The 23,743-nt window shown below is 70.4% G+C and carries 19 protein-coding genes; 4 read left to right on the top strand and 15 right to left on the bottom strand.

From position 1 onward, the window contains the following. On the top strand, positions 1 to 675 hold the full coding sequence (locus ABD951_RS08945) for a PhzF family phenazine biosynthesis protein (RefSeq protein ID WP_345343717.1): 675 nt from the start codon (positions 1 to 3) through the stop codon (positions 673 to 675). 36 nt (positions 676 to 711) lie between these two features. Here ABD951_RS08945 and ABD951_RS08940 read toward each other — a convergent pair whose 3' ends face one another. Both ABD951_RS08940 and ABD951_RS08935 read right to left on the bottom strand, forming a co-directional pair. Further along, positions 712 to 1,281, bottom strand: coding sequence for a transglycosylase family protein (locus ABD951_RS08940; RefSeq protein WP_345343715.1), 570 nt, complete (start codon positions 1,279 to 1,281; stop codon positions 712 to 714). 428 nt (positions 1,282 to 1,709) lie between these two features. Further along, positions 1,710 to 2,396, bottom strand: coding sequence for a hypothetical protein (locus tag ABD951_RS08935; RefSeq protein ID WP_345343713.1), 687 nt, complete (start codon positions 2,394 to 2,396; stop codon positions 1,710 to 1,712). 17 nt (positions 2,397 to 2,413) lie between these two features. Here ABD951_RS08935 and ABD951_RS08930 point away from each other — a divergent pair, with 17 nt between their 5' ends. Next, positions 2,414 to 2,674, top strand: a complete 261-nt coding sequence (locus ABD951_RS08930; protein WP_345343711.1) for a hypothetical protein — start codon at positions 2,414 to 2,416, stop codon at positions 2,672 to 2,674. 37 nt (positions 2,675 to 2,711) lie between these two features. Here the strand turns inward: ABD951_RS08930 and ABD951_RS08925 are convergent, their stop codons facing one another. From ABD951_RS08925 to ABD951_RS08880, 10 genes are all read right to left on the bottom strand, one after another. Continuing rightward, positions 2,712 to 3,905 (bottom strand): aminotransferase family protein, encoded by a 1,194-nt coding sequence (locus tag ABD951_RS08925; RefSeq protein WP_345343960.1) that lies wholly within the window; start codon positions 3,903 to 3,905, stop codon positions 2,712 to 2,714. A 32-nt stretch (positions 3,906 to 3,937) separates the two neighbouring features. After that, positions 3,938 to 4,633, bottom strand: a complete 696-nt coding sequence (locus tag ABD951_RS08920; RefSeq protein WP_345343709.1) for a Pr6Pr family membrane protein — start codon at positions 4,631 to 4,633, stop codon at positions 3,938 to 3,940. A 105-nt stretch (positions 4,634 to 4,738) separates the two neighbouring features. After that, positions 4,739 to 7,087, bottom strand: coding sequence for a glutamate--cysteine ligase (locus tag ABD951_RS08915; protein WP_345343707.1), 2,349 nt, complete (start codon positions 7,085 to 7,087; stop codon positions 4,739 to 4,741). A gap of 454 nt (positions 7,088 to 7,541) precedes the next feature. Next, positions 7,542 to 8,906: a DUF7159 family protein gene (locus tag ABD951_RS08910; protein ID WP_345343705.1), complete on the bottom strand. Its 1,365-nt coding sequence runs from the start codon at positions 8,904 to 8,906 to the stop codon at positions 7,542 to 7,544. Positions 8,907 to 9,132: 226 nt separating this feature from the next. Continuing rightward, positions 9,133 to 9,723: a GNAT family N-acetyltransferase gene (locus tag ABD951_RS08905; RefSeq protein WP_345343703.1), complete on the bottom strand. Its 591-nt coding sequence runs from the start codon at positions 9,721 to 9,723 to the stop codon at positions 9,133 to 9,135. Between the two features lie 149 nt (positions 9,724 to 9,872). Further along, positions 9,873 to 10,496, bottom strand: coding sequence for a hypothetical protein (locus ABD951_RS08900; RefSeq protein WP_345343702.1), 624 nt, complete (start codon positions 10,494 to 10,496; stop codon positions 9,873 to 9,875). A 380-nt stretch (positions 10,497 to 10,876) separates the two neighbouring features. Next, positions 10,877 to 12,286 (bottom strand): WS/DGAT/MGAT family O-acyltransferase, encoded by a 1,410-nt coding sequence (locus ABD951_RS08895; RefSeq protein ID WP_345343701.1) that lies wholly within the window; start codon positions 12,284 to 12,286, stop codon positions 10,877 to 10,879. Positions 12,287 to 12,964: 678 nt separating this feature from the next. Then, positions 12,965 to 13,939: an alpha/beta hydrolase gene (locus ABD951_RS08890; RefSeq protein ID WP_345343699.1), complete on the bottom strand. Its 975-nt coding sequence runs from the start codon at positions 13,937 to 13,939 to the stop codon at positions 12,965 to 12,967. A gap of 296 nt (positions 13,940 to 14,235) precedes the next feature. Continuing rightward, positions 14,236 to 14,607, bottom strand: coding sequence for a hypothetical protein (locus ABD951_RS08885; protein ID WP_345343697.1), 372 nt, complete (start codon positions 14,605 to 14,607; stop codon positions 14,236 to 14,238). 617 nt (positions 14,608 to 15,224) lie between these two features. After that, positions 15,225 to 15,881, bottom strand: coding sequence for an MspA family porin (locus tag ABD951_RS08880; RefSeq protein ID WP_345343695.1), 657 nt, complete (start codon positions 15,879 to 15,881; stop codon positions 15,225 to 15,227). A gap of 362 nt (positions 15,882 to 16,243) precedes the next feature. On the opposite strand from ABD951_RS08880, the gene hrpA reads away from it, so the two are divergent. After that, positions 16,244 to 20,152, top strand: coding sequence for an ATP-dependent RNA helicase HrpA (gene hrpA, locus ABD951_RS08875; RefSeq protein WP_345343693.1), 3,909 nt, complete (start codon positions 16,244 to 16,246; stop codon positions 20,150 to 20,152). Between the two features lie 4 nt (positions 20,153 to 20,156). Here hrpA and nrdR read toward each other — a convergent pair whose 3' ends face one another. Continuing rightward, positions 20,157 to 20,654, bottom strand: coding sequence for a transcriptional regulator NrdR (gene nrdR / locus ABD951_RS08870; protein ID WP_345343691.1), 498 nt, complete (start codon positions 20,652 to 20,654; stop codon positions 20,157 to 20,159). Positions 20,655 to 20,780: 126 nt separating this feature from the next. Next, positions 20,781 to 21,254 (bottom strand): LysM peptidoglycan-binding domain-containing protein, encoded by a 474-nt coding sequence (locus ABD951_RS08865; RefSeq protein WP_345343689.1) that lies wholly within the window; start codon positions 21,252 to 21,254, stop codon positions 20,781 to 20,783. 312 nt (positions 21,255 to 21,566) lie between these two features. Here ABD951_RS08865 and lexA point away from each other — a divergent pair, with 312 nt between their 5' ends. Then, positions 21,567 to 22,295: a transcriptional repressor LexA gene (gene lexA / locus ABD951_RS08860; RefSeq protein ID WP_345343687.1), complete on the top strand. Its 729-nt coding sequence runs from the start codon at positions 21,567 to 21,569 to the stop codon at positions 22,293 to 22,295. Positions 22,296 to 22,398: 103 nt separating this feature from the next. Here the strand turns inward: lexA and ABD951_RS08855 are convergent, their stop codons facing one another. Beyond that, positions 22,399 to 23,541 (bottom strand): acyl-CoA dehydrogenase family protein, encoded by a 1,143-nt coding sequence (locus ABD951_RS08855; protein WP_345343685.1) that lies wholly within the window; start codon positions 23,539 to 23,541, stop codon positions 22,399 to 22,401. Positions 23,542 to 23,743: the final 202 nt, after the last annotated feature.

Here is a 23,743-nt window from a genome sequence, read left to right as displayed (position 1 = left end):
ATGAGCATTCAGGTAGATGTCGTCCGGGTGTTCACCGATCGAGACGGCCGGCACGGGAATCCGCTCGGCATCGTCGACGCGACGCAGGTGCCCCCGGCCGACCGACAACGTGTCGCCACCACACTCGGCTACAGCGAGACGATCTTCGTCGACGTCCCGGCCCCGACAGCGTCCTCGGCGGCCGCCCAGATCTTCACACCCGCAACGGAACTCCCGTTCGCGGGTCATCCGACGGTCGGGCTGTCGTGGTGGCTGCGCGAGCGGGGTCTCGGTGTCGACACCCTCGACGTGCCGGCCGGACCAGTCGCCACCCGCACCTCGGACGGCGTCACGTGGGTCCGCGCGAAGGCGGACTGGGCTCCGGAGTTCACCCTGCACTGCCAGCCCGACGCCGAGGCCGTGCGCGCCGCACCGGCCGCCTCGTACGGCGCGGGCCACCACTACGTGTGGGCGTGGGCCGGTGAAGGCGCGATCAGCTCACGAATGTTCGCCCCCGACTTGGGCGTCCCCGAGGACGAGGCCACCGGCGCGGCGGCCATCCGGATCACCGAACACCTCCGCCGGAACCTGCACATCACCCAGGGGCGCGGGTCGAAGATCGTCACCCACTACTCCCCCGACGGGTGGATCGAAGTCGGCGGCCTGGTACACCGCGACCGCCCGGTCACCGTCTGACGCGGCGACCGGGCGGCCCGGGGGTGTGGTGAACGCTCAGGAGAGCGACAGGGTCTGACCCGGGAAGATCAGGTCGACGTTCTGCACCTGCTTGGCGAGCGCCGACATGTCGATGCCGTGATCCTTGGCGATCTGCGACAGGGTGTCGCCGAGCTGGACGACGTAGGTCGACGCACCGAGGGTCTGCACCGGAGCGGACTCGGCGACCTGGGTCGCGGCCTGCTGCACCGGGGTCTGCGCCGGCGCCTCGTACGCGACCGGCTCCGACACGCCGGACGTCAGGTACTGGCCGCACACCGGCCACGCACCGACGCCCTGCCCGGCCAGGACGTTCTCCGCGACGCGGATCTGCTCGGCCTTGCTGGCGTTGCTGGCGCTGCCGGAGCCGCCGTAGGCGTTCCAGGTGCTCTGGGTGAACTGCAGGCCGCCGTAGAAGCCGTTGCCGGTGTTGGTGGACCAGTTGCCGCTGCTCTCGCACTGCGCGACGCCGTCCCAGTTGTGGGTGGCGGCGTTGGCGGCACCGGTGCTCAGGGCCATCGGGATGGCGGCAAGGGCGGCGGTCGCGGCGACGGCGCCGACGGCGCGCTTGGGGGTGAAGCGGGTCATTCGGATGAATCCTCTCCTTGCCGCCGGCGGGGACGGGCTCGGCCGCGTCGGTGCGCGGGCGGGCTTCGGTCCGACTCACTCCTGTCCCGGGGATGGCGGTTGCGTCCGGCCCGCGGGACAGGGTGTGGCGGTAGCGGGTCGGCGGCGCCCGGCTGTTTCGGGCTGAACACGACCGTAGGCGATCATCACGAGATGGTCACGGCGCACGTGTCACGGTCTGATGCAACACAATTGCTGCTATAGAACGCCGTCACCCCAGGGCATCCCGGCAAACATCGGGAAAACCGACCGGATGGTTTCACGGCCGATTGTGACGACAGACACGACGAAATGGTGACCCCGGTCACCGATTCGCGACCCCGCGGCGGTGATGCGGCGTAAGAATCACGCGCAGGCAACGGTCCGTCGGCGGCCCTGCGGGCGCCCGATCACGGGCGCGGGGCGCGTCCGGCGGCCAGGTCGGCGTCGCTGAGCAGCACCGCGATCTCGGCGCCCAGCCGCACCCCCTGCGCGAGCGGCAGGCGGTCGCCGCTCCAGAACTTGCCGGGGTCGTACCAGTTCGTCTTCCGGCCGCCGGCCAGCAGCCCCATCGCCTCGTACGTCTGCGCGACCACCTCCGCGCAGTACGCGCTCTCGAGGCCGGCGGCCTTCCCCTCCGGCCGCCGGCGTATCGCGGGCAGGCGGCCGCCGAACCAGCGCGTCGCCAGCGTGGCGCTCGACGGGAACGGGGTGCCGTTCAGCCGGGCGATCGCGCGCAGCAGCTCGTCCTCTTGTCCCGGGGTCACCGGCGTCTCCAGCTGCCGCAACCATCCGCGTTGCCCGTACCGGGCACCCCACACCTGGACCGCGGCCCGCAGGTCGTGCAGTTGCACCCCGCGCTGAAATCGACCGGTCCACATGTCCTGCAGGGAGTGACCCAGCTCCGCGTGCCACATGAGCGGCGGCATGTCGTCGAGCACCACCGACATGCCGACGTGGTTGACCGGACTGTTGGTCAGCGTCTGAATGGCCCGGTCGGCGCCGGAGTGTCCTCGGAAGATCCAGATGTCCCCGGTGCGGGTGGCGTCGACCGCCACGTCGAGGCTGATCTGCGATTCGTGCATTCGCCGACTCATCCCCCTAGGTTAGAGCGATGTCATCGCAACCCAGCCACCTGTGGAAGCTCGTCGGACTCGCGGGTGTGGTCGGGCTGGCCGCGACCGGGGCGCTGGCAGTCCGCGCGGAACGCAAACGCCGCGCCTACACACCCGACGAGGTGCGTGCCCAGCTGCACGCCCGGTACGCCCAGGCCACCGCCGACGCCGACGCGCGCCCGACGCTCGAACTCGCGGCCGTGAAACCGAGCCTCCGCCAACGGATCAGGCGACTCGCCGATCGCGTCCGCCGGCGCTGACCGGGCCGGACCGCGGCGCCGGCCCGGGCGCGCTCCCCTACCCCAGCGCGGCGCGCACTCCGGCGGCCATCTCCGCGACCTGCTCGTCGGTCATCACGAACGCCGGCGAGAACTGCATCGCGCCGACACCCGCCGCCCGGCCCGAGATACCGTACTCACGAAGCGTTTTCACGAAGGGCAACGCCTCCGCCGGATCGGCGAGCTGCACGGCAGCGACCGCACCGAGACCGCTGCGCACCTCCTGCACCCGCGGATGGTCCGCCAGCGGCGCGAGGTGCACGTGCAGCGAACGCTCCAGACGCGCCGACTCGGCCAGCAGGTTCTCCCGCTCGATGATCTCCAGGTTCGCCAGCGCCGCGGCGGCCGCGCCCGCGTGCCCGCCGTAGGTGTAGCCGTGCCGCCACCACACCCCGCCCGCGAAGAACGGCTCGGCGACCCGTGGCGCGATGAACACCGCGCCCATCGGCACGTAGCCCGACGTCAGGCCCTTGGCGGTGGTGACCATGTCCGGCTGCAGGTCGAATCGCGTGGAGGCGAACCAGGATCCGCCGATCCGGCCGAAACCGGTGACGACCTCGTCGACGACGAACAGGATGTCGTGGTCGCGGCAGATCTCCCGGACCTCGGCCAGGTAGCCGTCCGGCGGCAGGTAGACGCCGCCCGCGCCGATGATCGGCTCGCAGAAGAACGCGGCGATGCTGTCGGCGCCCTCGCGTTCGATCAGCGCGAGCAGACTCTTCGCGTCGTCCCACTCCACCGTCCGGGTGTCGGGCATCAACTCGCCGTAGCCCTCCCGGTTCACCGGAATCCCGGCGAGGGCGGTGCCGGCGACGTGCATGCCGTGGTACGCCTTCTGCCTGCCGACGACGATCCGCTTGCCCGGCCTGCCGACCTCGTTCCAGTAGCGCCGCGCCAGCTTTGCGGCCGTGTCCACCGAATCGGAACCACCGGAGGTGAAGAAGATCTTGCTGCCCGGCACCGGCGCAAGCGCCGCGAGCTTCCCGGCGAGCGCGATCGTCGGCTCGGACGCGAAGTCGCCGAAGTTGGAGAAGTGCGCCATCGTGGCGAGCTGCCGCGCCACCGCGTCCGCGATCTCGGTGCGCCCGTGCCCGACGTTGGTGAACCACAGCCCGGCGGTCGCGTCCAGGTAGCGGGTGCCGCCCGCGTCCCAGATGTACGCGCCCTCACCGCGACTGACCACGAACGCACCGTCCCGCTGGACCGCACCCATGTCCGCGAAACCGTGCCACAGTGCACCGTCATTCACGACTCGATCACCCTCTCGCCGACCTCGATCTCCTCCGGCGTCGCCGGACGCGTCCGTCCACCGTAGCGCCACCGACCGGCCAGGCGCCCTGCCGCGTTCACCGCCAGCGCCATCAACACGAACGCCAGAAGCAGAACGACGAGTCCGATCGCCATCTGCCAGTAGCCCTGCACTCGGGGGTCGATGAAGGGGTAGGGATACCAGTCGACGATCGGTCCCCGGACCAGGGTGTAGACCCCGTACGTGAGCGGGAACCACAGCCAGGTGACGGACTGCCTGTCCGCGATCGGTGTCCGCGGCGGGTTGATCATCCAGTCCAGCAGGATCACCAGCGGAAGGTACCGGTGGAGTGTGTCGTTGATCCACCGGTCGGTCAGCTGCACGTCCACGTCCGCCAGCAGGACCGCGTAGATGATCCCGGTGATCACCATGTAGAGGGTCGTCGCTCCACGGAAGAGCTGCCAGCGCACCGTCTGCGGGTCGACGACGGCACCGACCAGCAACACGGTCACCGCGAGGACGTTGCTCAGGATCGTGAAGTAGCTGAAGTAGTTGGCGATCGAGAAGGTGTCGACGCCGATGTTGCGGACCGGGATCCACGCCAGCGCCACCACACCCAGCGCGGCGAAGACCAAGCGCAGGACGCGGAACACCGGATGCGTGCGCACGGGGGCGTCGAGGTCGGCGGTCATGCCGCGATCGTCGCACGCACGCGCGCGGGACCGCCGGATTTGCCCGCGTCCCGCCCCGCCGCTGCGCGTCGCGCAGCGCATTCACCAGCGCGACACCCACGCGCGCTACGACCCGAACGGGTTCGCACGGTGATGGATTCGAGTCAGCGCGACAAGCGTGCGGACGCCGTGGACCATCGCGCGCTCGTCGAGCACGAATCCGGGATGGTGCAGGTCCTGACGGGGACCGGTGCCGCCCCACACGCCGAGTCGAGCCATCGCCCCCGGCACGTGTTCGAGGTACCAGGCGAAGTCCTCGCCGCCGCTGGACTGCGGCGCCTCGGCCAGGTTGTCGTGTCCGACCGCGGCCTCGATCGCCAGCCGCAGCTCGGCAGCGCAGTCGGGGTCGTTGACCACCGGTGGCACCCCCTGCTGATAGGACAGCTCGTGGCGGACGTCGTACGGAGCGAGCAGTTCACCGATCGTCCGGGCCACCAGCGGCTCGAGCGTCACCCAGGTCTCGTGCGAGGCGCTGCGCAACGTGCCGACCAGCTCACCCGCCTCGGGCACGAAGTTGCCGACCTGCCCGGCCGCGACCCTGCCCCAGGTCAGGACCGTCGCCGTCCGGGCGTCGAGCCGTCGGTCGAGCACCGAGGCCAGGCCGGTCACCAGGACCGCGGCCGCGTGGATCAGATCACCAGTCAGATGCGGCCGGGCGGTGTGACCGCCGGCCGACCACAAGCGCACCGTGACGGCAGCGTTGGAGGAGGTGATCGGTCCTGCGCGGGTCGCCAGGCTGCCGACCTCCAGGTGCGGATCACAGTGCAGTGCAAAGATTTTCGAGACTCCCTCGAGTGCCCCGGCGGCGATGGTGTCCACCGCGCCGCCCGGCGTGGTCTCCTCGGCCGGCTGGAAGATCAGCCGGACCCTGCCCCGGGGCGGGTCCCTGGTCAGCGCGGCGGCGGCGCCCATCAGCATCGCGGTGTGGGCGTCGTGCCCGCAGGCGTGGGACACACCCGGAACCGTCGAGGCGTAGGGCAGGCCGGTGGTCTCGGTCACCGGCAGCGCGTCGAGATCGGCGCGCAACGCGACACACCTCGGCGTGGCGGGGCCGAGGTCGCACCACAACCCCGTGCCGCCCGGGAGCAGGACGGGTTCGAGCCCGAGGCCGACCAGGTGCTCGCGGACGACAGCGGTGGTGCGGCGCTCCTCGAACGAGAGCTCGGGATGCGCGTGCAGGTCGCGACGCCAGGCCACCAGCTGGTCCTCCGCGGTCCCCCGCGCGGCGGCCGGGACCCGCGCAGGCGTCCCGGGCTGTGCCGGAGTGAGGCGTGAATCGTTGCCGTGCACCGGGATCGGACCGGACAGGTCGGCACTGCGGCCCGCGGTCTCGGAGACCAGCAGATCGACCACATCCGTCAGACGACCGCGCCGGCGCAAGGCGCGGCGCTGGCGCGCGGCCGAGCTGCCCTGGTGCAGCGCAGCGGCGCACAGCTCCGACACCGTCTCCCAGTCCCCGTGGTCCTCGAGCTGAGGACGCAGCGACCGAACCAGGGACCGAACCATCTCGGCGGCCGGTCGAGGTGACCCGCGCTCGACGTCGACGAGTTCCGCCTCCAGGCCGGAGCGGGCCGCCCGCCACAGCGCGGCGCGGGCCAGCGTCGGTGAGATCACGACACCCGGGTCCCCGGCCCGCAGGGCGGTCACCTCACGCTCGACCAGGGAGCGAAAGAGCCCGGCCACCAGCACGACGGTGTCCAACCGCGGGCAACTGTCGCACACCCGCAACTCCAGGGTGGGCCACCGGGTCGACGGGCGCACGTCGAAATACACCATGCCCGGATCGCTGATCACACCACTCGAGACCAAGTCCGCGACCAGCGCGTCGTACGCCGCGACGGAGTCGACCGGCGCGGCCGGGCCCGTGGTCGGCCAACGCAGCCACGCCAGGGCCCGCGCGCTCGCGTAGCCGGTGTCCGAGCCGTCCGCCCAGAACGGCGAACTCGCGCTGAGCGCCAGGAAAATCGGCAGATGGGAGACCACTCTGGTGGCGACCTGCACCGCCTCGTCCCGGTCGGGCAGGTCGACGTGCACCTGGGTACCGCAGATCAGCTGTTCACGGGCCAGCAGCTGATAGTCGGCCAGCATGTGCTGAAACCGCGGTGAGCCGGTGACCTGCATCTCGGTCGGAAGCATCAGCGGCACCGCCCCCGCGGCCGCCACACCGATCCCCAGGGACTCCGCCGCGTCGACCAGGGTTCGACGATGCCCGACGAGGTCGGCACGCAACTGCGACAAGTCGTCGAACACGCCGCTGTTCGCCTCGACGACGCACCGCTGCAGCTCGCCGACAAACCGATCGCCGGGAAGCCGCGCGAGCAACTCCTGCGCCCGTGCAGTCAGGCGCCGGGTCTTGCGGTCGACGAGTTGGAACTCCTCCTCGACACCCACCTTCCGTGGGACGCTGCCGAGCACCTCGTCAGCCTAGCCCTCGAGACCGGATGGTTGGCGGCACCAGGCCTCGTCGGTGGTGCTGTCACACCCCGCGATCAGGTCCCCCTCCGGACCGGGTTGCTGCCGGGGACCAATTCAACCGCCGGAGTGATTAGGGGGCGAAGCATCGCTGACATCGGGTACCGGCGTGGCGGAGGATGAAACAGACCGGTCTCGCGGACTGGGAACGCGAGTACTACGGTCCTCACCGTCAGCGGCTGCGCCGGGTGAGAACCGCATACGCCGCTGTCAAGAGTCACCGGCCGGGACACCTCGCCTGGGCTCTGGAAGCATTTGTGGTCGGGACCTGGTTGCCCCTACCGATCCACTTCGTGGGCGCGAACCTCGCCATGCCGGCCGGCCGCGACGATCTCGCCGTTGGCTGCTCGAACCGCTCGAACTTCGCAGTCATCGCCCGCCGGCCCGAGGGTGGTGTCTACCACGGCACGGGTATCCGGGGAAGTGCGGGCGGAGCAGGCAGCGGAGGCAGCTGGATCTGCGGCAGACCGGGGATCAGGGGTCCGTGCCCGGCGGGGGTCGGCGCTGCGGGCACCGGGGCGGACACGCCCGATCCTTGGTCCGCGGCCGACGGCACCGAGACCGCGGCGCGGGGCGGTTCGACGGACACCGCCGCAGGCGGTGCGGCCTCGTGCACGGCCGGCGCCTCCGCGCTGGGCGCAGCAGGCTCCGGGACCGCCGGGCGGGGCGGGTCGACGGACACCGCCGCCGGCGGTGCGGCCTCGTGCACGGTCGGCGCCTCCGGGGTGGTCGCGGTCGGCACCGGCCCGGTGTCGCCCGGTGTGCCCTGCAGAGTGGTCACCAGTCCGAGTCCGAGACCGATCACGGTGACCGCGGCCACGGCACCGCCGGCGAGAGCCGAGCGTCGGGGCTTCCCCGCCGCGACCGCAAGCGCGTCCGTCGCCGCCGGATCCGGCTCCAGGGGCGCCGGGTACGACTCCGCGAGCAGTGCGGCACCTTCGGCGGCAACCAGCTCGGGCTGGTCGGGGACGATGACCGGCAGGTTCAGCCAGGTCTGTATCACCGACTGGACCAGCGGGATGCGGGCACCGCCCCCGATGAGGACGACGGCGTCCGCGACCCGGCCCGACTGGCCGACCACCTGGCGGGTCAGACGCGCCGACGCCTCCACCGGCTGCGCGATCAGCGACTCCAGACCGTCCTGCGACAACAGCAGCAGGCCCCCGTCGCCGGGCATGCACACGGCCCCGTGATCGGACAGGCGCTCCTTGACCTCGCGGCAGCGGTCGTCGAGCGCGCGCTGCGCCGCCGCGTCGGCGGGTTCGTCGACGCGGCGCTGGTCGAGTTGGTGGTCGCGGATGAGTTCGTCGACGAGATCGCCGCTGATCTCGTCGGTGCGGGCCCGCGACAGCACCATTCCGGTGGACCGGTCCATCACGGTGACGGTGAGTCCGGAACTGCCGAGGTCGTAGAGGACGAGGGTCGCGTGGTCCGCGAGCGCACCCGACTCCTCGAGCATCCGCAGCGCCGCCGTCTCCCCGGGCACCAACTGGACGTGCTGGATCTGGTGCCGGGCCAACGCCGCCGACACCGCGTCCGCCTGCTCCCGATCCCGGTAGGCGACCGCGACCGCCGGCGGGTGGTCGTCGCCGGACCGCTCGGCGAGCACGATGCCGACCGATTCCGCGGCGAGTTCCTCGGGTCGCGTCTCCTCGGCGCCGACGGCCCACCACCTGAACTCCGGCGCGTCGACGCCCTCCTCATCCGGGCACGCCAGCCTCACCGCACTCGCGCCGACAGAAACACCAAGACTCGAACCCATAACCAAACCATAACGGTTCGGTCACGGTCTCTCGAATCGGGCCCGAAGCGGCACGCGCGCAATGCAACACGGCCACACCCAGTCGTGACGCCACAACTGCGCACCCGTTGAACGCCGTGGCAGTTGCCCGCACCAGTTGTGTCGCACTCGCGGCAACGAACCCACGTCGCGTCATCCACCCGCATTCCGAATGAGCACGGGTGGCAGGAAGCCGGACCGGGCCCGCCTACGCGGGTTCGAGGTCGCGCTCGAACTCGATTTCGTCCCGAAGCGGGATCTTGTAGTAGCCCACGTCGGGGATGTCCGGCTTCAGGGTCCGTCTCGCCTCGTCCACTGCGCCGCATCGAACGGCCGCCAGGCGGAATCCGCGCCGCTGGTAGAACTGCATCGAGTCGAGGTTGTCGTTCGTCGTGACCAACCACAGTCGCGAACAGCCTCGTGCACGGGCGACTTCGGCGATGCGTTCGAGGAGGGCCGTGCCGACGCCGCCCCATTGGCCGGATGCGCGCATGTTCACGATTTCGCAGTTCGTGCCGTCGATGTCGTAGATCAGCACCCCGACCGTCTCGTCGTCGCTCGATGCGATCAGGGCCGGGCGGTCGCGTGCGTCGATCAACTCGCCGCGCCGGGCGATCTGCGTGGTGCGCTGCGCCTGGAGGAAGGACGTCAGGCGTGGCTCTCCTGCGGGTACCTCATAGATGTCGACCATCGTCCCTATTTTCCTCGCCCCACCGAGGCTGGACCAGATCTCGTGGGTGACGAACAGCACCGCCGTCCCGTGGGTGCGGCGGCGCCGGGCACACGAGACGACGATCACCGGGACTCCCGCGCTACGTGTTGGCCGAGCGGGCACCCCTGTCGACGTTCGGGGCTGCCCGGCGCGCCGGCCCGCACAGCCTCCCTCCCATGCGTACCGCCGCTCGACTCCTCCGCGCCCGACCATGACGGCGCCGACGTCTCTGCTGGTCAGAGTTCGCCGAGGAGAGCAGTGATGTTGTCGCCCAGGGCCGCGCGTAGCAGGTCCGGATCGCCGCCGTCGAGTGGGAGGGCACCGGCGTCGAGGTGCACGGTGGCGCGCGCCAGCTCGCGCAGGGCACGGTGAATCGCCGCCTCCGGCACCGCCACGGCGAGTACACCGTCATGGTCATTGTCGGTGGCGGTCCGTTCGATCATCAACGACCAGGCGGCGATCAGGGCGGTCGCCTTGCCGCCTGCGTGCCCGATGTCCTCACGATCGAGCCGAGCGGCAGCGGCTGTGATCGCGAGTTCGGAGGTGGCGGCCAGGCAGGCGAGGGTCCGGGCCACGACCGCAAGCGGCACCGTGTGGGTGACCGGGATGTCGAGGAGCTCCTGACCGGGCTCCCCCTTCGCGAACCCCGCGGAGGCCTCCCGTGCCATGTCCCGGATGTCGCCCTCGGAGATCCGGGTGCGTGCGGTGTTCACCGTCACGCCGAGCCGGAGGGCGACCTGGGCGGTGTGCCGGTCGATGATCCCGGCGACCGTGGTCCGAGGCGCGGTCAACCCGTGCCGTCGGGCCTCGTCGAGAAAGACGTCGATGAACTCGTCCGACCAGTTGTTCCGTGGACTCACCACAGCTGACCCTCACGAACGAACCCGTGACGGCGACACCGCCACACCCACCCACGATGCGTCGGCGACAAGGACCGCTTCCCGCATGTCCGAGTCCCGGACGAGGTCTGTCCTGCGTTGCCGACGTGAGGCGAGGTGGTCGTTGACCGCATCGGTGGTGACCCTTCCCTGTTTCGGTACTCCCGAACCGGGACGCCGGACCCCAGCGCGACAACCGAGGCCGAACCGAACCTGGCCGGTGGCTCGATCGGGGACCGGTCGCGTGTGGGGTGATGGTTCATGCGTTGTTCGTGTCCTTCCCCTTGTCGACCCCGTGGGGTGTTCGTGTCCGGGTGCATGGCGTGGTTGAGGCGGCGAGCGCCGGGCCCGGTGCCTGCGGGTTACAGGCCGGCGGCGTGCTCGAGGGCGCCCAGTTCGTCGTCGAGGTGGTCGAGGATCGGTGTCAGGCGGGGCAGGGCGCGCCGGCAGCCGGTGAGCCCGAACGCGATGTCGTCGTCGGTACTCGTGCAGGTGATGTTGAGGGCCTGGCCGTCGACCGGGATCGAGAGCGGGTACAGCGCGGTCATGCGGGCACCGTTCCAGTACTGCGGGGTCTTCGGGCCGGGCACGTTGGAGATCATCACGTTCGCCGGGCGGATCGGCCCACCGAGGCCGAACATCCCCAGGGCGACGGGGGCGATGCCGAGGGCGCTCATCGCCAGGATCTGGGTGCGGCTGCGGGTGCGCATCGCGGCCTTGCCCTCGGTCATCGACGCGCGCACCGCCTCGAACCGGCGGGCGGGGTCGGCGAGGTGGGTGCCCAGGTTGCACGCCAGCATCCCGATCTCGTTGCCGGTCTTGGTTTCCTGCTGTTCGCCGCGCAGGGAGACCGGGACCATCGCGATCAGTGGGCCGGCGGGCAGGGCGCCGAGTGCGCCCATGAAGGTGCGCAGCGCGCCGGAGCACATCGCGAGCACCACGTCGTTGACGGTGGCGTCGGCATGCTTGGCGACCAGGCGCAGGCGTTCGATCGGCCACGACCGGGCGGCGAACTGCCGGGCGCCGCCTATCGGCACGTTGAGCATCGACTCGGGTGCGGTGAGGGTGAGCGGTCCGCCCTGTCCGCGGCGGGCCGCGTCCACGGTCCCGGCGAGAGCGGGCAGCAGCCCGGCGACCTCCCCGACGGCGCCGCGCCCGGCGCGCAGGACCGCCGCGGGCAGGCCGAGCGGGGTGAATCCGCCGACGGCACCGGAGGACGTGCCCGGCACCACCCCTGGTTCGGGGCGCTCGCGCACCAGCGGCTCCCACGGTGCGGGCATCCCCGATACGTCGGGGTCCTCGCTGAGCGCGCTGCGCAGCAGTGCCATCGCCGAGACGCCGTCGGCCAGGGCGTGGTGGATCTTCATGTACACCGCGAGGCGTCCGTCTGCGAGCCCCTCGATCAGGTGCATCTCCCACAGCGGACGGCCGCGGTCGAGCAGTCCGGCGTGCAGGCGCGAGACCAGTGCCATCAGCTCCGCGATGCCTCCCGGTGCGGGCAGGGCGTCGTGGCGGACGTGATATTCCAGGTCGACCTCGACATCGCTCTCCCACCCCCACTGCCCCAGCGTGGATACCGACCGGCGGGCCCGTTTGCGCAGCAGCGGCGCCACCACGCCCCGCGTCAGGGCCGTGTCGAGCATCGCCCGCACGTCCCTGGCCTCACCGCCGTCCGGCGGTTCGAACAGGGCCAGGCCCCCGACGTGCATCGGATGTTCGCGGGACTCGCCGAGCAGGAACATCGAATCGGTCGGCGACATCGGGTACAGCACGGGTTCGGCCTTTCCGCCAGCCTGTACCCGGACCGAGGCGGTCCGGTCCCCCGGGACCATGGCATGTGGCGTGTTCTCGGTGGTGTCCAGCGAGTCGGTCTGCTCGCTGCCGGGGACGCTCGTCGGGGAGTGCGTTCGGCTCGGGCCCTACCCCAGTTCTGCTTCTCTGCGGCATGCGCGTGACGGAGCAGGACGAGCATCACCCGCTCCTCCACGATGAGGCCCCGAAACGAACCCCGTGTGAACTCCGGCCGCTGCGGAGGTGAGCAATGGCCGACGAATCACGCAGAGTGGCGACCGAGTGACCTCCGGTAGCGCACAGGGAGGGCGAGGGCTGCTCGTCAGGGCTCGTCGCGGGATGCACGACGCGTCGTCAACGCGCCTCACGCCGGGCGCAGCTCCCGCCACCCCGGTCTCGGCTCGGAACCGTCAGGCAGTTGGGTCGAGGCGCGCTTCAACTGTCGAAACCATATGCCGCGCAGCCCATTACACTTGCCGATGACGACCGTCACACAGTTCGGCCCGGCGGTGGCCCTGTTGCCGGTCACCGGATCGCGAACTGCACCGTCCCGAGATCGCGGTCGCCAGTACCTCAGGCCGCCGGTGCCGGCCGTCCGAGCGGATCGACCCAGCACAGCTGCGACAACTGGAGACACCCGCATCTGTGGCTCAAGCCCACTACGTCCGACGCAATGGTCCACTGCGTCGGAAGAATCCGGATGCAGAACCGATCCACACCCGTAGTCGTGTTCGGTCCCGGTGACGGGTGCGTGCGGCCGTCGTGGTGCGGACGAACTCGCCGATCTGCGCGATCGCGCGCTGTGCCTCGGGGATGACGTCGGCGGCCACGTGGAAAACGTGGATCTGCCGGTCCCACACCTCGAGCGTGACCGGGACCCCCGCCGCCGCGAGGCGCTGGGTCATCAGTTCCGCGTCGGGGTAGAAGATGTCGGTGGACCCGACCTGGATCAACACTGGCGGCAGCCCCTCCAGGACGCCGTCCACGGGCGAGACACGCGGTTCCCTCGCGCCGGTGGGCCCCCGGTGATCGACCCGGTCGGCCACGCCGGCGAGCGCCGCGAGAACCGAGCGCGGAAAGACCGCACACCGGTCGGCGCCCGGGTGGGCGAGTTTCCCCGCGGGATCCATGTCCATCAGCGGTGACAGCGCGACCAGGCCTGCCGGACGCGGCAGGCCCAGATCGGCGAGCGCACGCGCCGTCATGAAGGTCAGGTATCCGCCTGCCGAATCACCGGCGATCACGATCTGCCCCGCCCCGAACCCCTGCCCGAGCAGCCACCGGTAACCGTCGACGCAGTCGGCGACAGAATCACCGATCGGATGTCTGGGCATCATCCGGTAGTCGACACTGAGCACGGCGGCCCCGGCGGAGGCGGAGATCCGCGTGGCCAACCGCCGGTGGGTGTTCAATCCGCAGGTGAGGAACCCGCCGCCGTGCAGATACAGCACCACCGTCTCGCCGACCACGTTGCGGGCGTGGATCCATTCGGCGTCGCAGTTCTCGAGGCGCACGCGTTGGTGGGTGGCGCCCGCGAGGGGCGGGAGGATCTTCGCGGCATGGTCGATCACCCCGGCGGGCCACAGGGGACTCGGCCACTGCGCCCACACCCCGAGCAACGGTTTGACCGTCATCCGCAGCGTGTGTGCCAAGACCTGGGACCGAAGGCTGGCACCGGGAAAGTAGTCGGGTTCCGCGGCGGCCGCGAGAACTGGAGGACGCCTCCTCGTGATGCGGCGGATGGACCGCCCCGACGGCGACGGCGTTCGATTGAGTGACAATGCGACTCCCGGCGTCTGTGGACAGTGGACACACTGCCATCCGGGTCACCGAAAGCGCGCGAACCACGACCGACACGACCGGGGTGTCGGACGTGCTTCCGTCGGGCACCGCGCCGGCGACCGCCCGCAACTTCGTCGATTGCACACGCCTAGTCGTCGGTGCCGTCGGGGAGCGCGAAGACATCGGGGAAGCCGACATGCACCATGATCTGCCGCATCCCCGTCAATCCGCGCTGGATGGCGACCATTCCGCGGACGAATGACGGGTCTCGGTCGCCATGACCGCGAGCCACCTCACCCCAGGTGTTCCACAGCTCCCAGTCCAACACGGCCAAGACCCGCAGTGTCTCCCCCGGTGGATCCGCAAAGCTCATCGCGCCCAGCGCCCGAGCCCATGCCCGGGCGCTGTCACGCGGTAGTCCGACCGGGGTTTCGTACTCGAGTACGAAGAGCAGTCTTCCCTGGTACCTCTCGAACAGCTTCTCCGCCGCGGCCGAACCCGGGAGATCGGTGTCATCCACCGAGAGCTCGGGTGGGGGCACACCCAGCGTCCATCGCGCTCTCCCGTGATCGTGATCGAGGGTCGCGTCCCACACTGCACTCGATCGAGCCGCCAGGTCGTTCTCGAATGTCCGCTCGGAGTACCGCCGCTCCAGGTAGGCAGCCGAGTCACCGATCCCGTCCCCATCCGAGCTCACAGCCGCCACATCTCCGCAACTCCAAGCAGCTCCCGGGAGAATCGAGTCGCTGCGCCTATGCGTCCCACCAAGTCTCGTCGACGGACACGCGGTGAACCAGCACCCCAGGGCTCGATCACACCCACCCTGATCCCTGGCGCGGCCCGGCCTGCGCGGTGGACCACCGACGTCGGCTGGGTCAACTGACGGCCCAGGCGGCCATGTCCGCCCGATCGCACGGAACTCCGCCGACCCCGGAGGCCGGCGGAGTCCGTCACACGCGGTCCCGGGGCGGCGGCCCCGTCAGAGGGTCTGGGTCGACGACCCGGTGAACCACTGGATCGACTGCACGAGCGCGTCGAGGAGGCTGGTCGTCGGGGTCTTCACGATGTCGTGGAGGTGCAGGACGGCGTCGAACATGGGATCTCCTTCGGGTTGCGGGATGGGTGACGGTCGACGGGTCAGAGCTGGATCGGCGGACCGTACACGGCGAACGAGTCGTCGGTCTCCTTGGTGGACGCCGTCCACTGCGAGTACGTCCGCACCGTGACGGGGCCGGCGGCACCGTTGATCTGGAAGTGGATGTTGTCGAGGTTGACGTTGGCGTTGCCGGAGGACAGGGTCTTCTTGTTCAGCGAGATCGCGACGATCTGACCGGGCCGGATCGGGACCACCCAGTTCGCCTCGAGGGGGACAGCCAGCGACATCGTCAGCGTCGGCAGCCCACCGACCGGGATGCCCAGGGCCTCGAGCGGGGTGATGCCCGCCTTGCCGCCGAGCGACACACCGTTGGAGACGTCCACCATGTAGCCGACCTGGACACCGACGTCGACGGTGCCCGCGGTGATCGGGGCGCCGCCGCTGGAGTGGAAGGCGGTGTTCCCGCCGAAGAAGACGTCCTTGTCGAACGGGGTGCCGTTGAGTGGGATCACGTCGTTGAGCCACTGCCCGGACTGCACGATCTCGAGGTTCGTGCCCAGGACCGTGGTCTTGGTGGCGGAACTGTCGGCGATCCGGAGGACCTCGGCGTTGGCGGTGCCGCTGCCGACGGCGAAGGTGAGGGCGGCCAGTCCGGCCAGGGCGGCGGTCCGGGTGAGGGAGGTGACACGGGGCGACATTGCTCTCCTGTCCTGGTTCATCTCATGTCCGTCGTGAGGATTCGCCCAGGTGCGCCGCGGTCGCATCGGAGCGGACGGTCGGGAGTTGCGGGGCCCGGGACCTCTGGTGGATCCCGGGCCAGCATCGCCCGGTTCCGCGAACCGGGCGCGAACAGTGGGCGAACGGACGGTGACGGACCGCGTATCGTTCGATGCTCGGGATCCGGACCGGTTGGTACACCACAGTCGTTGCGCACCAGCGGAATTCGACATTTCACCCGATCGGCTCACCGACTCCGCGGCGGAGCGGCGCCGGTCCGGGCGGTCCCGGCCCCGAGCCGGGGACGCTGCGGCAGCCGCTCGTTCGATACCCTGACCTGAGCATGTCCACCACATCCCCCTCCGCCACGCCCGGCCCCACCCGCCGCGACCTCGGGCGGCAGCTGAGCGAACTGACCCTCCGCGACGAACACCGGCTGCGTCGGCGCCTGGACCGGGCCCGGACCCCCGAACAGCTCGACGCGGTCGCCGCCGAGGTGGCGCGAGGGCAGGCCCGGATCGCGACCCGGCGCGCCCACGTCCCGAAGACGAGCTACCCGGACGCGCTGCCGGTCAGCGCCCGGCGCGACGACATCGCCGCGGCGATCGCGTCACACCAGGTGGTGATCGTCGCCGGCGAGACCGGCTCCGGTAAGACCACCCAGATCCCGAAGATCTGCCTGGACCTCGGCCGCGGCATCCGCGGCGTCATCGGCCACACCCAGCCGCGGCGTCTGGCCGCCCGCACCGTCGCCGAACGGATCGCCGAGGAACTCGACACCCCCCTCGGCGACGCCGTGGGGTACACCGTCCGGTTCACCGACCAGGTCTCCGACGGCACCCTGGTCAAGCTGATGACCGACGGCATCCTGCTGGCCGAGATCCAGCGGGACCGCCTGCTGCGCCGCTACGACACGCTGATCATCGACGAGGCGCACGAGCGCAGCCTCAACATCGACTTCATCCTCGGCTATCTCCGGCAGCTGCTGCCCCGCCGCCCGGACCTGAAGGTGATCATCACCTCCGCGACGATCGACCCGGAGCGGTTCGCCGAGCACTTCGCCGTCGACGGGGTGCCCGCCCCGATCGTCGAGGTGTCCGGCCGCACCTTCCCGGTCGAGATGCGGTACCGCCCGCTGACCGTGCACGTCGGCGAGCAGACGATCGACCGCGACCCCGTCGACGCGGTCGGTGAGGCCGTCGAGGAACTCATGGCCGAGGGCGACGGCGACATCCTGGTGTTCCTCTCCGGCGAACGGGAGATCCGCGACACCGCGGACGCGTTGGGCGAACGCAAGATCCGCGGACTCGACATCCTGCCGCTGTACGCACGGCTGTCCGCGGCCGAGCAGCACCGGGTGTTCGAGCCACACACCGGCCGCCGCGTGGTGCTGTCCACCAACGTCGCCGAGACGTCGCTGACCGTCCCCGGCATCCGGTACGTCGTCGACCCAGGCACCGCCCGCATCTCCCGGTACTCGGTGCGCACCAAGGTGCAGCGACTGCCGATCGAGGAGATCTCGCAGGCCTCGGCCCGGCAGCGGGCGGGTCGCTGCGGCCGTGTCGCCGACGGTGTCTGCATCCGGCTGTACTCGGAGGAGGACTTCGACTCCCGGCCGGAGTTCACCGAACCGGAGATCCTGCGCACCAACCTGGCGTCGGTGGTGCTGCAGATGACCGCGCTCGGTCTCGGCGACATCGCCGCGTTCCCGTTCGTGCAGCCGCCGGACCCCCGGGCCGTCCGCGACGGCGTCGCGCTGCTCGAGGAGCTCGGTGCGCTCGTTCCGGCCCGCAAGGACGCGCCGGCCGAGCTCACGCCGGTCGGGCGCGAACTCGCGCAGATCCCGGTGGACCCGCGGATGGCGCGCATGCTCGCGCAGGCCAACCACACCGGCTGCCTGCGCGAGATGCTCGTGATCGTCTCCGCGCTGTCGATCCAGGACGTGCGCGAACGACCGGCCGAACACCAGCAGGCCGCCGACGAGAAGCACGCCCGCTTCGTCGAACAGGGGTCGGACTTCCTCGCCTACCTGAAGCTGTGGGAGTACCTCCGCACGCAGCGGAAGGAACTGTCGTCCAACCAGTTCCGCAAGATGTGCAAGGCCGAGTTCCTGCACTGGCTCCGGATCCGCGAGTGGCAGGACCTGCACGGCCAGCTGTCCCAGATCACCCGGTCGCTCGGGTGGTCGGTCGCCGACGGGGACGCATCCGCGGACTCCGTGCACCAGGCACTGCTCGCCGGTCTGCTCTCGCACATCGGCCTGCGCGAGGGCGAGAAGAAGGACTTCCTCGGAGCGCGCGGCGCCCGGTTCGCCGTCTTCCCCGGCTCGTCCCTGTTCAAGAAGCCACCCCGTTGGGTGATGGCCGCCGAACTCGTCGAGACCACCCGGCTGTGGGGCCGGATGGCGGCCGGGATCGAACCGGAATGGGCCGAGAAGCTCGCACCGCACCTGGTCAAACGCACCTACTCCGAGCCGCACTGGTCCACGAAGCGGGCGTGCGCGATGGCGTACGAACGGGTGACCCTGTACGGCATCCCGCTCGTCGCCAAGCGCGCGGTCACCTACTCGGCGATCGACCCGGAGGCCTCGCGCGACCTGTTCATCCGGCACGCGCTGGTCCAGGGCGAGTGGCAGACGCACCACGAGTTCTTCCACACCAACCGCGCCCTGCTCGAGGGCGTCGAGGAGATGGAGACCCGGGCCCGGCGCCGCGACATCCTCGTCGACGACGACGCCCTGTTCGAGTTCTACGACCAGCGGATCCCGCCGGAAGCGGTGTCCGCGCGGCATTTCGACACCTGGTGGAAGAAGGCGCGGCGCGCCGACCCGACCCTGCTCACGTTCACCGCGGCGAACGTCGTCAACCCCGAGGCCACCACCGTCCTCGGCGGCGACTACCCGAACACGTGGCGGCAGGGCGAGATCTCGTTCCCGCTCACCTACCAGTTCGAACCCGGCACCGAGGACGACGGCGTGACCGCCAGGATCTCCGTCGCCCTGCTCGCGCAGGTCCGGAACGTCGGGTTCGAGTGGCTCGTGCCGGGCATGCGCGAGGAACTGGTCACCGCCCTGATCAAGACCCTGCCGAAGGCACTGCGCCGCACCGTCGTTCCGGCCCCCGACTACGCGCGGGCGGCGCTGTCCACGGTGCAGGCACGTTCCGAGCCTCTGACGGTCGCGATCGCCCGCGAACTGACGCGGATGGCCGGCACCCCGATCACACCCGCCGACTTCGACCCGACCGCGGTGCCCGACCACCTGCGGATGACGTTCGCGGCCGTCGACCCCGGCGGAAAGGTCCTCGGCCGCAGCAAGAACCTCGACGACCTGCGATCCGGGCAGTCGCGCCGGGTCGCGGCCGCCGTGTCGAAGGCCACCGCGACCACCGAACGCCCCGCCGCGACGGTGTGGACGTCCGAGACGCTCGGGACCGTGCCGGACACCGTCACCCGCACGCTCGGTGGGCAGAAGGTCGTCGGCTATCCGGCGCTGGTCCCGGAGTCGGGCGGAGTCGCGGTGCGGGTCCTCGCGACCCCGGCCGACCAGCGCCGGGCGATGCGCGAGGGCACCCGGGCCCTGCTGCTCGAGGCGATCCCGACCCCGACGAAGTCCGCGATCGGCGGACTCGGCACCCGGGACCGGCTGGCCCTGAGCCAGAACCCGCACGGGAGCGTCGACGCACTCGTCGAGGACTGCCGCGTCTGTGCGGTCGACGCCCTGATCGACCGGCACGGCGGCCCGCCACGCACCCCGGAGGGCTTCGCGAGCCTGCAGCAGGCGGTCCGCGCCGAACTGCCCCGCGAGGTCGCGGTGCTGGTGCGACTGGTCGTCCCCGTCCTGGCCCACACCCAGCAGCTCCGGGTCCTGCTCGACGGAAGCCGCGGCGACGCCACCGACGACGTTCGCGACCAGCTCGACGCCCTCGTGTATCCCGGTTTCGTCGCCGACACCGGCGCCACCCGGCTGCGCGAGGTGCCGCGCTACCTCGACGCGGCGATCAGGCGGCTCGAGGCGCTGCCCGCCTCCGCGGTGCGGGACCGCCAGAACCTCGCCGTGCTGGACGGGGTGTTCGACGAGTACGGCAAGCTCCTCGCGCGCCTCGATCCACGCCGCCACCACGACTCGGACGTGGACGCGATCCGGTGGATGATCGAGGAACTGCGGGTGGGACTGTTCGCTCAGTCGCTGGGCACCCCGTACCCGGTGTCCGACAAACGAATCCGCAAGGCGATGGCCGCGATCGCGAAGTAGGGCGCTACACGTCCTGCTTCGCGCCGGACTCCGCCTCGGCCGCGCGGGCCGACTCCTCGCGGTGCACCCGCAGCTCGTGGATCTCGCGTTCGAAATCCTCCGCGGACGAGTACGACCGGTACACCGAGGCGAACCGCAGGTATGCGACCTCGTCGAGGTCGCGCAGCGGCCCCAGGATCGCGAGACCGATCTCGTTGCTGGGGATCTCCGCGGAGCCGTTGGCGCGCACGGTTTCCTCGACCTTCTGGGCGAGCTGGTACAGCGCGTCGTCGGCGACGTCGCGGCCCTGGCAGGCCCGCCGGACCCCACGAACGACCTTCTCGCGGCTGAACGGCTCGGTCACGCCGCTGCGCTTGACCACCGACAGCACCGCCGTCTCGACAGTGGTGAAGCGGCGACCACAGGCCGGGCACGAACGACGACGCCGAATCGCCTGCCCCTCGTCCGCCTCCCGCGAGTCGACGACGCGCGAATCGGGATGCCGGCAGTACGGGCAGTGCATGGCGAATCCTTCGTCTGAACCGTGGACGCAGTCGCGAGGCCCGAACGAACCGGGCCCGCGTGATCCACTGGATGTGGTGGGGCCAACAAGGTTCGACAATACCGTCGCGTCACGCACGGCCGTGCGCTAGCCCGTCACGGAGACCGGCACGACCAGCGTCTGCCCCGGATGGAGACCCGACCCGCCCAGTGCGTTGAGCTCGACGATCCGCTCCACCACCCGATCCACGGGAGCACCCGGCACAACCCGCCCCGCCACGTCACCGAGCGACTCGCCGGGGTGCACCCGCACCACCTCCGTGGCCGTGGCGACGTCGCTTCCGGACCGCCACTGCGCCAGCCCGAACAGGCCCGCGACCACCAGCGCCGTGGCCAGCATCCCGACGACCACCGCCGGCCACCCGACGTCCTGCGCCTGCCGCACGTGGGCGGCGCGGGAAACCCGGACGCGGGACCCGTCGTACGACAGCGGACGGCCCCCGGGCCGCCGCGCGCCGACCTGCCGCCGCGTTCCCGCCCGGCCGAGCACCCGCTCGCAGGAGCGTCGCCCGGCCTCCCACTCGCCGCCCCCGAAACCGTCGATGTCGATCGCAACGCTCATGAGAACCTCCGCCTGTGCCTGACCGGCCTGTGAGTGGCAAACCTGTGTCGCGTTCAAACCTGTGTCGCGTGCAAAATCTCCAGCGTTCGATCACCCGTTCGAAAGAACGCATGTTCGATTTCTACCACGCCTCCCCGACAAAGTCGCGCATCCGGACCGACTTTTCTCGAACAGATGTTTGATAACCACGGCGTTTGCGTCTAGATTCGTGTCAGGAGCCACAACACGCCCAGGCGTCCCACCCGACACGCCTGCCGCACCACGAGACGACACCAGCACCACCGGACGACACCAGCACCACAGGAGGCCTTCATGAAGGACGACAGCTCCAGCGAAGGCGCGGCGGCCGCTCCCGGCCCGGCCGGCGCCGCGGCGGGGCTCACGGACCGGCAGCGTCGAGTTCTGGAGGTGATCCGGGCCTCGGTCTCCGAGCGCGGGTACCCGCCCAGCATCCGGGAGATCGGCGACGCGGTCGGGCTGACGTCGACGTCCTCGGTGGCACACCAGTTGCGCACGCTCGAACGGAAGGGCTTCCTGCGGCGCGATCCGAACCGCCCCCGCGCCGTGGACGTCCGCGGGCTCGACGAGCCGGTGCCTGCCACCGACCACCAGGCGGGCTTCGAGCAGGCGGCAGCGGGATCGGAGGCCGGCGACTCGGAGTCGCCGAAGCCGGCCTACGTGCCGGTGCTCGGCCGGATCGCCGCCGGTGGGCCGATTCTCGCGGAGGAGGCGGTCGAGGACGTCTTTCCGTTGCCCCGCGAGCTCGTCGGCCAGGGTTCGTTGTTCCTGCTGAAGGTGGTCGGCGAGTCGATGATCGATGCCGCGATCTGCGACGGCGACTGGGTGGTCGTGCGCCAGCAGTCGGTCGCCGACAACGGGGACATCGTCGCGGCGATGATCGACGGGGAGGCCACCGTCAAGACGTTCAAGCGCAGCAAGGGCGACGTGTGGCTGATGCCGCACAACCCGCTGTTCGAGCCGATCCCCGGAAACGACGCGCAGATCCTCGGCAAGGTCGTCACGGTGATGCGCAAGATCTGAGCGCGCGCCTCGCCGGAGGCCGCCCAACGCGCTCGGGCCGTGACGGACGTCCGTCACGGCCCGAGGCGGCCCCTCAGCAGATGGTGGTCGTGGGTGTCGCGGTCTACAGGTTCAGACCGCGACCGATGATCTCCTTCATGATCTCGGTGGTGCCGCCGTAAATCGTCTGGACTCGGGAATCCATGTAGGCCTTGGCAATCGGGTACTCACGCATGTATCCGTAACCGCCGTGCAGCTGCAGGCAGCGGTCGATCAGGTCGACCTGCTTCTCGGTGGTCCACCACTTCGCCATCGCCGCCTCCTGGACGGTGAGCTTGCCTTCGTTCAGCAGCTCGATCGCCCGGTCGACGAACACCCGCGCGATCTGGGTCTCGGTCGCGAGCTCGGCGAGTTCGAAGCGGGTGTTCTGGAAGCTGCCGATCGACTTGCCGAACGCCTTGCGGTCGCGGCAGTACTGGATCGTCGACTCGAGCACCGACTCCATCGCGGCCGCCGCGACGACCGCGATCGAAAGCCGTTCCTGCGGCAGGTTCTTCATCAGGTAGATGAAGCCCATCCCCTCCTCGCCGAGCAGGTTCGCGGCCGGGACCCGGACGTCGGTGAAGCTCAACTCGGCGGTGTCCTGCGCCTTGAGGCCGATCTTGTCGAGGTTGCGGCCCCGCTCGAAACCGTCCATGCCACGCTCGACGACGAGCAGCGAGAAGCCCTGCGCACCCTTGTCGGGGTCGGTCTGCGCGACCACGATGACGAGGTCGGCGTTGATGCCGTTGGTGATGAACGTCTTCGACCCGTTGAGGATCCAGTGGTCGCCGTCCCTGACGGCCCGTGTCTTGATGCCCTGCAGATCCGATCCGGTGCCCGGTTCGGTCATCGCGATCGCGGTGATGATCTCACCGGAGCAGAACCCCGGCAGCCAGCGCTGCTTCTGCTCCTCGTTCGCCAGGTCCGTCAGGTAGGGCGCGACGACGTCGTTGTGCAGCATGAAGCCGATGCCGCTGAACCCGCGACGGGTGGTCTCCTCGGTGATGACCGCGTTGTAGCGGAAGTCGTGGACGCCGCCGCCGCCGTACTCCTCGGGCACGGCCATACCCAGGAAGCCCTGCTCACCGGCCTTCTTCCAGACCTCGCGGTCGACGATGTTCTGCTCCTCCCACAGGTCGTGGTGGGGCGCGACCTCCAGGTCGAGGAACTTGCGGTAGGACTCGCGAAAGAGTTCGTGCTCAGGCTCGAAGAGAGTGCGTTCCATGCGCCCAGGCTAGGCCCGGCGCCAAACCCCGGTCGATGACCCGAACGAGCGCAAACTGTGACCGACGGCGAGCCCGGTCACGGCTTCCCTTCAGCCGAGTCGAATCCGTGGTCGCACGGTCATCATGTTCGACAGCACCGACCGGGCTCTGCGGGCCGGTCACGCGCGGCGGTGGTGCGCTTCCGGACGGTTCTGCGTCCGA

It is taken from the genome of Rhodococcus olei (assembly GCF_039540555.1).
GTDB classification, from domain to species: Bacteria; Actinomycetota; Actinomycetes; order Mycobacteriales; family Mycobacteriaceae; genus Rhodococcus_G; species Rhodococcus_G olei.
Note: the sequence above shows the minus strand (reverse complement) of the source record. Positions and strands in the feature narration are given on the sequence as shown.